General features: G+C 37.1%; 9 protein-coding genes. 7 read left to right on the forward strand and 2 right to left on the reverse strand.

All coding sequences use genetic code 11. The features are described 5' to 3' along the window. Positions 1 to 101: 101 nt before the first annotated feature. The 7 genes from sstT (at position 102) to Q1B07_RS08840 (ending at position 10,913) form a co-directional block, all read left to right on the forward strand. Entirely contained in the window at positions 102 to 1,325 is a 1,224-nt protein-coding gene (gene sstT, locus Q1B07_RS08810) for a serine/threonine transporter SstT (RefSeq protein WP_299094051.1), read from the forward strand. Positions 1,326 to 1,642: 317 nt separating this feature from the next. Next, entirely contained in the window at positions 1,643 to 2,515 is an 873-nt protein-coding gene (locus Q1B07_RS08815) for a YitT family protein (protein WP_299094052.1), read from the forward strand. Between the two features lie 703 nt (positions 2,516 to 3,218). Further along, a complete protein-coding gene (locus Q1B07_RS08820) occupies positions 3,219 to 5,027 on the forward strand; it encodes a sensor histidine kinase (RefSeq protein WP_299094054.1) in 1,809 nt (602 codons plus the stop codon). Continuing rightward, complete coding sequence (locus tag Q1B07_RS08825; RefSeq protein WP_299094056.1) at positions 5,008 to 6,180, forward strand: response regulator; 1,173 nt, start codon at positions 5,008 to 5,010, stop codon at positions 6,178 to 6,180. The genes Q1B07_RS08820 and Q1B07_RS08825 overlap by 20 nt, the downstream gene beginning before the upstream one ends. Positions 6,181 to 6,217: 37 nt before the next feature. Beyond that, positions 6,218 to 7,498 (forward strand): ABC transporter substrate-binding protein, encoded by a 1,281-nt coding sequence (locus Q1B07_RS08830; RefSeq protein WP_299094058.1) that lies wholly within the window; start codon positions 6,218 to 6,220, stop codon positions 7,496 to 7,498. A gap of 232 nt (positions 7,499 to 7,730) precedes the next feature. Next, positions 7,731 to 9,197, forward strand: a complete 1,467-nt coding sequence (locus Q1B07_RS08835; protein WP_299094060.1) for a glycoside hydrolase family 68 protein — start codon at positions 7,731 to 7,733, stop codon at positions 9,195 to 9,197. Between the two features lie 234 nt (positions 9,198 to 9,431). After that, positions 9,432 to 10,913 carry a glycoside hydrolase family 32 protein gene (locus tag Q1B07_RS08840; protein WP_299094085.1) on the forward strand — a complete coding sequence of 494 codons (1,482 nt, stop codon included), beginning with the start codon at positions 9,432 to 9,434 and terminating at the stop codon, positions 10,911 to 10,913. A gap of 70 nt (positions 10,914 to 10,983) precedes the next feature. Here the strand turns inward: Q1B07_RS08840 and Q1B07_RS08845 are convergent, their stop codons facing one another. Further along, entirely contained in the window at positions 10,984 to 11,622 is a 639-nt protein-coding gene (locus Q1B07_RS08845) for a hypothetical protein (protein ID WP_299094062.1), read from the reverse strand. A 69-nt stretch (positions 11,623 to 11,691) separates the two neighbouring features. Next, positions 11,692 to 12,240 carry a hypothetical protein gene (locus Q1B07_RS08850; RefSeq protein WP_299094064.1) on the reverse strand — a complete coding sequence of 183 codons (549 nt, stop codon included), beginning with the start codon at positions 12,238 to 12,240 and terminating at the stop codon, positions 11,692 to 11,694. Positions 12,241 to 12,265: the final 25 nt, after the last annotated feature.

Below are 12,265 nucleotides of genomic sequence, written 5' to 3' on the forward strand. Positions count from 1 at the left end.
GTGGCAAGTTTTTTGCATTTAAAGCCCTTAAATTCAAAGATTATTAACTTTTTTAATATAAAAGTTTTTACAATACGGCAACATTTGAGGGGGGAGTATGTATGAAAGGAATACTTAATAAGTGGAATCAGTTAAGTCTGGTCAAACAAATTATAATCGGTTTAATTATTGGGATTATCCTGGCTTTAACGGTTCCGCAAGCAAAGGCTGTTGTTCTATTTGGAACATTATTTGTCGGTGCGTTAAAAGCCATTGCACCTGTCCTGGTTCTTTTCTTGGTCATGTCGGCCATCGCTCAGCATAAGAGCGGTCTCCGAACAAATATGAAATCTATTATTGTCCTCTACTTGTTAGGGACCTTTTTAGCTGGATTAATTGCAGTTATTGTAAGTTTTATTTTCCCTGTATCGTTAACCCTTGCGAAGGGTGCTGAAGGTGTAACACCTCCTGGCGGTGTTGCAGAGGTTCTTAATACATTATTGCTGAACGTAGTAGATAACCCGGTTAATGCTATTGTTAATGCAAATTATATTGGTATTTTAGCCTGGGCGATTGTCCTTGGTTTGGCTTTAAAAAATGCCACTGATACTACAAAGACGTTGATTTCTAATTTTTCAGATGCTGTCTCAAAGATGGTTACATGGGTTATTAAATTTGCACCATTAGGAATTATGGGGTTAGTATTTGAATCGATTACGACCAATGGATTGGAATCATTAGTAAGCTATGGAAAGCTACTTGCTGTTTTGCTTGGTTGTATGGTGTTTGTAGCGCTGGTTGTCAATCCGGTTATTGTCTTTGTGGCGATCAGACGAAATCCATATCCGCTTGTGTTTAAATGTTTAAAGGAGAGCGGCATTACTGCATTCTTCACGCGCAGCTCAGCTTCAAATATTCCTGTAAATATGAGATTGTGTGAAGATCTCGGTTTGGATAAGGATAGTTATTCTGTATCCATTCCATTAGGAGCCACCATCAATATGGCTGGTGCTGCTGTTACGATTTCTGTATTAACACTTGCAGCAGTTCATACACTTGGCATTCATGTGGATCTTCCTACGGCTATCATTCTAAGCGTACTGGCAGCTGTTTGTGCATGTGGTGCCTCAGGTGTTGCTGGCGGGTCGTTATTACTGATTCCTTTGGCATGCAGCTTATTTGGCATCCCGAATGATGTGGCCATGCAGGTCGTTGGAGTAGGGTTCATCATCGGTGTTTTACAAGATTCATTTGAAACGGCGCTTAACTCTTCTACGGATGTTCTTTTCACAGCAGCAGCTGAATATAAAGAGTGGCGTAAGGAAGGGAAAAAGATTGTTTTTTAAACTTCAAGATTAAGAAATACTTCTCATATTTGAAAAGTAAATCATAAAAAACTGCTGCTGACTTTGTCGACAGCATAGGCAACTCTTTTGTTAAAGAGTTGCTTTTTTAGGTTTTTAAAACTCATCATTTTAAAGAAAAACAGCGAGTAGACCAACAACAAAGACATCGTGAATCGGAACGATTTGTCAGGTTTAACTTTTGAGTAGGAGTTTAAGTGAAATAGCGATTCTTTTTACTTGGACGAAACGTGCAAAATACTTAAAAAAGAAATTTTATGGTAAACTTAGATAAGATTTTGTTCGAAGTGAGGTATTAGATGAGTAAAAGTAAAAAGCACAAGCCCAATAAACTAAAAATAACGTTAAGAGGATTAATCGTCATTTTAGGAGGATTTATAGCAGCTTACGGGCTAGAAGCCGTATTAATCCCGAACAATGTATCTGATGGGGGTGTGACAGGTCTTAGTATCGTTGGCTCACAACTAGTTGGATTACCATTAGGAATTCTTATTGCCGTTTTGAATATCCCGTTTATCTGGTTAGGCTATCAACAAATTGGGAAAAGCTTCGCCATTAATTCGATTATCGGAATCGCATCACTAGCTGTTGGGACAAGCCTCATGCACCATATCCCAGCGATTATTGAAGGGGATACTTTGTTAATTACCGTTGTTGGCGGAATTATCCTTGGTTTTGGGATGGGGTTAGCATTGCGTAATGGCGGAGCATTAGATGGAATTGATATGCTGGCCGTTCTCCTTTCTCGAAAATTACCGTTTGGGACAAGTGATCTCATCCTTTTCTTAAACTTGTTTGTCTTTATTTTCGTTTCAACTGTATTTGGTCTACAAGGGGCCATTCTTTCGGCAATTGCTTACTTTATTGCATCTAAAGTGATCCATATCGTTGAAGAAGGGTTAAGCGGCTCTAAAACATTTAAAATTATTACAAATCAACCCCAATTAATGGTAGAGACCATACGCGATCGTTTAGGTCGTAGTGCAACGTATAAAGAAGCTTACGGTGGTTATTCTCATGAAAAATTTATGGAAATCACATGTGTGATTAACCGCTTAGAAGAAAGTAAAATAAAAGAAATCATTCATGAAATTGACGAATCTGCCTTTGTTACAGTATATGACGTAGCAGAAGTTAAGGGAGGTAATTTCAGAAAGAGAAATATTCATTAGAAAAGTTACAAAAAACCAACCTTTTTCGTTTTGCAGCGGTTAACTGCCACACTTTATGGGAGACTCTTTCCCTAAATCTTTTTATTACATACACTATTGCTATGAAAGAAGGATATCGTATCAGAAAAGATATGGTATCCTTTTTTAAAGTTTAAGAAGTGTAAAATTTTGTACTTAGTTTTAGTGTCTAGCCCCTCTAGGGTCAGCTACTCATGAATTGAAGGCAAAAAACGCCTTCTATTCATGAGCGTCTTATTTGCCCTAGGCTGATCAAGGCGCTTGCGCATTTTTAAGCCTATATTAGGTTGTAAAGTTTTTCCTTGATTTTCCCCCATTGTAAATATTATCACAAAAAATAATCACATTTTCCTATGTAACTTAAAGATTGATCACATTCTAGTAGGTAAGATTCATTTATCCTTTCAGTTGCAGCGTTTTCATCTGTTGTAGTAAACGTTTCCGAATCCATATTTTAATAGGTATTTAGCTGTTCTCTTCTTTATTTTTAGATGATCTTAGCCTGTTGACATACCTTTTTAAATGAATTTTAATTAAAAAGTGATCTGGGGCTTAATATTATAAATGGTTGTTCATAAGCACTTTTATCTATTCAGAACTCTTGCTTAGATGGAGATTCATTTAGCTTTATAACTTAAAAAATGCATGCTTACTTGATCTTAATGTGGGAAAGGAGCATCTCCATGTGAAAAGTATTCAACATCGCTTATTAATCATGCTTCTTATTTTTATCATCCTGCCATACTTTTTATCTGTTTTAATCATTTATAAATATACAAAACATAGTGTTGAACAGCATGAACTCGAAATCAGTGAGGATCAAATGGAGGAATTGTCAGAAGAACTGGAACAATACTTTTATGATCTAAGCAATCTTCCTTATATTATCTATCGGAACCCTGATTTAATCCGAATTTTTACTAACGGGTTTGAGGATTCCATCTATTTAAATCCGATTGCGGTGGAAAAAAGTATTGAGTCTATCTATTTAATGCGGAACGAAATTCGCCAAGTACGTTTTTATATTGATAAAGATAAAGGATCGTTTACTGTTTATAATGCCATGGTCAGTGCTAGAAAATATCAACCTGATTTTTTAGAGCAGACCTTGATTAAAAAGCTTTATCACGCAAACGAACCGTTTATAATTGAACCCCCGCATCGAATTAAAAATTATAATCACGCTGCGATCATTCCCCAATCTGATAAAACAGTGGTTATGAGTATTCATCACAAAATAGAAGATGTGCTTACGAACAAATTTTTAGGTTTTATGACAATAGATTTTGATATAGCTGGATATGTTAGTATTTGTAACAGTCTTATAAAAGAGCATGGAGGTTCTGTTTTACTATTAGATGCAAAAGATCGTGTGATGTATGCAAGTGATCAAACACTTATTGGAAAGCAGATTCCTTCTGAATTACAACCGCGTATTGAAGCGGAGGGAACGAATAATGGTGAAGATATTATCTTTTCAAAAACCTTATCAGAACCACTAAATCAATGGAAATTAGTGAAGATTACCCCTAGCCAATCTTTATTTAAAGAAGTCAGAAAGACTGCTTATACAAACATACTTGTTGGAATAGGAGTAGGATTATTAGGGTTAATCATGATTAGTATTATTACCTACAGAATTACTCGCCCTATTAAACTTCTTAGCCAGAAAGTATTATCAATTGAAGGCGGAAATATGGACGTTCCTTTTGATGACAGCAGAGAAGATGAAATCGGCCATTTAGAAAAACATATGAAGGATATGATGGATCGAATTAACCTTCACATTGATCGTGAATATAAATTGGAAATTGAGAATCGGAAAAATCAATTTAGAGCACTAAAGTCTCAGGTTAATCCACACTTTTTATTTAATGCCTTACAATCTATCGGTGCAGTTGCACTACGATCTCATTCTCCGAAGGTTTACGAATTAGTAACGTCCTTATCCAAAATGATGCGGTACTCCATTCGAGCGGATCAATGGGTATTGATAAGAGATGAAGTAGATTATATAAACGCATATTTATCTCTGCAAAAGGAGCGGTTTGGAGACTCTATTAATGTTTTTATTCATATAAATGAGTCTATTCTGGAAAGGGAAATTCCAAGTATGACTCTTCAGCCGCTTGTAGAAAACTTCTTTAAACACTGTTATGAAGAAGGTTTCTATGATGCTCGTTTACTTATTTATGGAGAAATAAAAGGACAAACTTTGCACCTCGCAGTTGAAAATGACGGAGCTAGCATGACACTCTCTGAGCTTGAAACCTTAAGAGAAAATATTTATACGGCACCTGTAGCAAGCGAGCATATCGGACTGAAAAATATCCATGACCGATTAGTATTAAATTATGGTCAAGGAGCCGGTCTGGAACTAGACACAATGGATGGCAAAGGCTTTTCAGTTCGTATGACAATTCCTCTAGATTCAAAGTTTGCTAGGGATGAAATGGCAGGGAGGGAGAAAGACTATGAAGGTTCTAATTGTTGATGATGAATTCAATGTACGTGATGTCATACGCCAGTTAGGACAATGGGAGAAGTACGGGATTACTGATCTCTTCGAGGCATGTAATGGTGAAGAGGCAAAAAGAATCATCATGAAGGAAAACCCAGAGATGATCCTTACAGATGTGAAGATGCCTGGAATAAGTGGTTTAGAATTAATCGAATGGTTGGATAGCATTTCTTATAATGGAAAAGTCATTTTAATCACAGGGTTTGACGACTATTCGTATATGCGGAAGGCTATTCAGTGCGGCAGCTTTGATTATTTATTGAAACCCATTGAGGCAGATGCATTTAATCATACATTAGCGGAGGCTGTTCGATCCTGGGAAAAGGAAGAAGAGGATCGTCACTACAAAGAATCCTATGAAGATGTTAAAAGACTGCGTATGAATCAGGTCGTCACGGCAGCTTGCGTTGGAGAGCTTTTCAATTCGAATGAATTGGTTTCATATCTTCCACCATCTGAAAAATACGATCTTACCCTTATTTCCTTTTATCAAATGCATCATGCTTATCCATATATTCAGTTACTCGATGATGAGCTTATTATTCAGAAGTTAGGAAACGCATTTGCCCTGCAAACTGATCATAGTCTTTGTCTAGTGATTACGAAACATGGCAAATGGTTAGAAATTGAGGAATGGATTAGTCAGCAATTTGATATACCTGTACGTCTTGTTAACGGTGATCCGATCTCATCATTAACAGAACTTCCAATAGCCTTTCAGTCTCTGCAAAAGGCTTTAGAAGAACAAACTTTCAGATCGATCAACCGCTTAAACGACTTGGATGAAGCCCGTCGGATAAAGGATATTGTTTCCTATGTTGAAAAGTACTACATGGATGAATTAAGTTTGGAAAAACTGTCAAATCGGTTCTTTTTGAGTCGAGAGCATATCTCAAGAAAGTTTAAACAAGAAACAGGTATGCCGCTCTCTAAATACATGATGAACTTAAGAATTAATCAAGCAAAATGCTGGTTAATCGAAACAGAAGAAAGTATTTTTTCCATTTCTACCATGCTCGGTTATCAGGATGAGAAATATTTTTCAAAGCTATTTAAAAAAGTCGTTGGCATGACACCTTTCGAGTACCGAAACAGCGAGAAGAAGCTGCAAATTGGAAGCAGATAATGGAACTCATAATATCCTGAAGTACTGAGGTGAAGCAATGAAAAAGCAATTTGTACTCTTGTATATGGCTGTCATGATGATCTTATTTCTTACGGCATGTCAAACAAAGACAGAGACGGAAACGAAAGAAGCGAAACAGACCAAGGAAAAAATCATCTTAAATGTCAGGAATCCAAAAGTCGAAATTTCCACACAGTTTGAACAAATGGCAAATGCTTATGAAAAGGAAAATCCACATATCGATATTAAGATTCACACCGTTGGCGGGGCAGCGGATGATCTTTCCGATTTGAAGGCGCAAATCGCTTCTGGAACCGGTCCCGACATTTTCACAAACAATGGATATGAAAATGCGAAATTATGGAGTAAATATTTGGAGGATCTTTCTGATCAGCCTTGGGTTGACAAAGCATATAAGGATACATTAACACCAATGAAAATAAACGGTAAAATTTATGGAATGCCATTTAACCTTGAAGGATACGGATTTATTTATAATAAGGATTTATTTAAACAAGCAGGCATTGATGAATTACCAAAAACACTTACTGAATTAATCGCAGCCGCTGAAAAACTGCAGCAGGCTGGGATTATGCCTTTTGCAAATGGATATTATGAAGAGTGGAAATTAGGAGACCAATTAGTAAGTATTGCTTTTGCACAACAAGAAGATCCAGTTGCTTTTATAAATGCTTTAAATCATGGGATAGAAAGGATTGAAACCAATCAAAGGTTTAAAGACGTGATAAATGTATTGGATGTCACGTTAAAATATGGAAACAAAAATCCGCTAACAACGGATTACAACATGGAGTTGAATTTATTTGCCAATGGACAGGCGGCGATCATTCAACAAGGCAACTGGATTCAGCCGTTGATTGATCAGTTAACACCAAATATGAACATCGGGATAATGCCAATCCCAATCAATGATGAACGAAATAATGACTCCTTGGTTGTCGGTGTACCAAATTATTGGGTGATTAACAAACAAACCACGCCAATAAAGAAAAAAGAAGCCAAGAAATTTTTAACCTGGATGGTTACGTCACCACAAGGTAAAACGTATTTAACAGACCATTTTAAATTTATCCCCGCATTTGAAAATATGGAGGCTGACAACTTAGGACCGTTAGCTGATGAAATCATTCACTACTCTAAAGCGGGGAAGACATTTTCAATTAACTGGTTTCACTTTCCTGTTGGAGTAAGAGCTGAATTCAGCTCTGCGATGCAGTTATATGTAGGAAAACAGTTAAATCGAGATCAATTACTCCAAGAGTTCCAGAAATCATGGGAGAATGCTGCAAGCCAATAAGACGAATGTCAATATTTATATCAACAATTAATTGCCTCCTTGCCGGGGCTTTTTTATTGTTCATTTTAAAAAGAAACAAGATCAATTTAAGACTAAAATCCAATCAATATACGCCATATTCATAGCCTAAAGACAAACCTATAATGATAAATGTAAGGCGGGATTTAAACATTAAAACCTCATACCGCACTTATTTGTTTATCCCGCCAACAAATATTAAAGGAGGAAGAAGATGAAACTCAAGAATCTTGTCAAACAAGCAACAGTTGTAACGCTTAGTACAGCTATTTTAGTAGGAGGCGGCGGTCCATTAGCTTTCGCAAAGCAAAGTGAAACGCTGGATCACAAAGAAGATTATGGAATCTCTCATATCACACGTTCAGACATGTATAAAATGATTGAACAACATGGAGATCCAAAATATACGGTGCCACAATTCGATGCCTCAACCATTCAAAATATCCCTTCAGCAAAAAAATACAATGAATTCGGGCAATTGATCGATTTAGATGTGTGGGATACATGGCCATTGCAAAATGCTGATGGAACAGTAGCAGAATATAATGGATACCATATTGTTTTTGGATTAGCTGGTGACCCGAAAAACGGAAGTGACACGTTTATTTATATGTTCTATAAAAAGGTAGGAGAAACATCGCTTGATAGCTGGAAAAACGCCGGAAGAGTGTTTAAAGACAGTGATAAATATGCTCCAAATGATCCATATTTAAAAGATCAAACAGAAGAATGGTCAGGTTCAGCAACCTTAACATCTGATGGAGAAGTCCGTTTATTTTATACAAATCGCGGAGGTTTTGATGCTGAGCAAGAGAAATACGGTAAACAAACCTTAACAACAGCACAAGTGAATGTATCTGAAGTGGATGCAAATACACTTAAAGTCGATGGTGTTGAAGACTTCAAATCAATCTTTGAGGGTGGAGACGGGAAGGTTTATCAAAATGTGAACCAAGCATTCAAAGATGGTAATTTCCTTAATAATCATACGTTGAGAGATCCACACTACATTGAAGAAAAAGGCCGTAAGTATCTTGTATTTGAGGCCAACACCGGAACAGAATACGGATATGAAGGTGAAAAATCCCTTTACAATAAAGCTTATTATGGCGGAAGCACACCATTCTTCCAATCTGAGAAGGAAAAGCTTTTACAAAGTCCTAAAAAGGAATTAGCTACTCTAGCAAATGGTGCAATGGGTATTATTGAAATAAATGATGATTATACAGTGAAAAAAGTAATGAAACCATTGATTGCATCGAACACGGTAACAGATGAAATCGAGCGTCCTAACATCTTTAAAAAGGATGGAAAATGGTACTTATTCACAAGTTCAAGAGGATCAAAGATGACAATTGACGGCATTGATGATCGCGATATTTACTTGTTAGGTTATGTTTCAGATTCATTAACTGGACCATATAAGCCATTAAATGATACAGGAATTGTCTTACATCACGATCTTGATCCTTATGATGTTACTTGGACATATGCACACTTTGCGATTCCGCAAAAGAATAGCGATAATGTGGTTGTCACAAGCTATATGACAAACAGAGGTTACTTCGAGGATCATAAATCTACATTTGCTCCAAGCTTCTTACTTAACATTAAAGGATCAAAAACATCTGTAGTAAAAGATGGCATCCTTGAGCAAGGGCAAATCACGATAAATAAATAATTTACTACTTTATATCCCAAAAAGGGGTCTGTCACCCTTCGATCATGTAAAAAGAAAAAATGTCGGTTATTTAATTGACATTTTTTCTTTTATATTAGAAAGAATTTTTGAAAAGCGTGGTGAGTTACCTTGGATAAAAAAAGAATGAAAAAGAAGGGATACGATCTGTGTTATGTCATCATTGGCTTCTCCATCATTCTAACGGGGGTAATGACATATCCAGCTCATCATTTGATGGAACCAACTGTTGACCATCCTATCAATAATCCTAAAGAGCAAGTTGAGTCATCATATCGAGCCAATTACCATTTCACGACACCTGATAAGTGGAAGAATGACCCTCAGAGGCCCATTTATTTAAATGGAAAGTATCATTACTATTATCTTTATAATCGTGATTACCCAAATGGCAATGGTACAGAATGGCGGCACGCAACTTCAGAGGATTTGGTGCATTGGAAGGATGAGGGGATCGCTATTCCGAAATATACAAATGATAACGGGGATCCGTGGTCAGGGTCAGTCGTACTTGATAAAGATAATACGGCAGGCTTTGGTAAAAACACACTAATTGCCATTGTTACACAGCCCTCCAAGGATGGGGGAAAACAGGAGCAATTTTTATGGTATAGTAAGGACTTTGGAAAAACATTTACTTCCTATCGCGATGAGCCGATTATGGAAAATCCAGGTTCGAAGGATTTTAGAGATCCGAAAATCATATGGGATGAAAGACATCAAAAATGGATTTTGGTTATGGCGGAAGGCACTAAAATAGGGTTTTATGAGTCTCATAACTTAAAAGAGTGGCATTATCTGAGTGGATTTATGACAAAAGATATTGGGCTTGTGGAGTGCCCGGATCTGTTTTTAATGCGCGCGAACAACGGGACATTAAAATGGGTGCTTGGGGTTAGTTCGAATGGAAAATCGCAAGGGAAGCCAAACTCGTATGCCTATTGGACCGGAATGTTCGATGGAAAGGAATTTTTCCCTGATCAAAATGAACCGCAATGGCTGGATTATGGCTTTGATTGGTATGGCGGTGTTACGTTTGAGGATGGAAAAGACAAGGATCCATACAATCAACGCTATGCCTTGGCATGGATGAATAATTGGGATTATGCCCATCATACACCAACCTTAAAAGAAGGCTTTAACGGCATGGATTCAGTTGTTCGGCAAATTGAATTGATGCATGCTGGTGGAAATGAGTATTATTTACGCTCACAACCAATTCATGAATTAACTAACTTAATCACTTCGATTTATTCCTATGATCAGATAGAAGTAGATGGGGAGGTAACGCTTGACGATACAGGTGAGGTCTATCAATTAGAAACAGATATTTTTTGGAAAGATCTTAAAAATGTAGGGTTAAGGCTTAGAGAATCAAAAAATCGTCAGCGGCATGTTGACGTCGGAATTTTCGCAGCAGAACAAAATTCATATGTGAACCGGGCATTTACAAACCACCCTGATAATAGGAATCAATCGACTAAAAGCACAGCGCCATTTGATAGCAGCAAGCGGCAAGCTCACTTAACGATTCTAGTTGATAAAATGAGTGTTGAGGTTTTTGTTAATGATGGAAAGGTCACACATTCAAATTTAATATTCCCCGAAAAAGAAGATAAAGGAATTACCCTTTATACAGAGGGCGGCCGAGCGGTGTTTAAAAATATTAAAATCAAACAACTCGGTTCGATTCGTTGAAATAGAGCTGGTGCATGAACTTGGGAAATCATGCACTTTTTTCATTAAAAAGCAGTGGAGATACAAGGTCTTATTCCACTGCTGAAAACTTTAAAGCTAGCTCTTTCCCAATCTCATACCAATCCCACAAGCTTATTTCAGCTCCAGTATCATAAGGGACGCTTTTTTCGTGGTTAATCTCTTTTATGACATGGTCTAATGTGGATTGAATTTGTTTGTTATTTTTATGAAGAATGCCCTCAGAGTAACCTTGTGCGATGGGCTGCCATTCTTTTACCATGCTTCCATAGTGGACGGATTTTTCATAGTCTTCGAGAAAGAAATAGCAGGTGCTGAGCTTGCTTAATAGACTGTTTCCTTTATCGACATTTTCCTCATATTCAGTTTTAAATAAATGGAGAAGAAGACCTTGAATCTCTTCATATTGTTTTAGGCTTTCAGTATTATCACCTGCAAGACGGTAAAAATTAGCTTGTACCATTTTTATCCTAGCAAACTCTGTTTGATTTCTTTTTTCAAATACGGAAAGCAAGTTTGCAATCCGACCGGCTGCTTCTAAAAAATATGCTTTCGCTTTTTCTTTTTCTCCTAGATAGAATAAGCATCTGGCATAGGCTTCATAATCAGACCATGATTGAGGACCGATTGAATCAAGAAATTGCTTTTTTTGAAGAAGTTTTTTTTCGTTTATTTTTATTTGCTTGCTCATGGTATTAAGGCCTCCTGAAATGAATGGCAGGAAAGAGAGGAGAGCCTCCTTCTTTCCTGCCTTATCTGCTTAAATATTGCGGATAATAATAAAGTCTAAAGAGTCTGTGTCCTTTAAAAGGTTTTCCATGTATTCATCAAGGTTTTGTCCTGGCTCAATGGCCGATTTTGCACTTCTAATTCCACCATACACGACAGAGCTTTTGTATGGTGAACCATTATTGATAATATCTTTTAACATATCATAGGCTTCTTTCTCTTCTTTGCTAATCGTGTTGTTTTGAATGGCTTTCTCAAAGGCATCCATATATCGGCTTTGACTATTGACTGTCAGCCAATCTCTTGCTAGATATAAACGATATTCACCGCCTACATTTGAAGCCAGTCTTGCGCCTTTTCTGCGGCCATCGTTTAGTTTTCCTTTTTCTGAATAGGACCCTTTCGCTTCAATAATGAACGGTTCACCATCTGGTGTCTTCATGATAATGTCTGGTCCTTGGGAAGTGCGAATCGTTTGGTTTATATCGCGCTGTGAATATAAAAGTTTATACCCGAGCTGCTCATAGTACCAGATGGCTGCTTCCATCGCAAAAGCTTCTGCTCGTTTTGAGGCGTCCAAATTTGTTCCCCAACGTTGACGAATT

The sequence above is a fragment of the uncultured Metabacillus sp. genome (assembly GCF_947503125.1).
Lineage (GTDB): Bacteria > Bacillota > Bacilli > Bacillales > Bacillaceae > Metabacillus.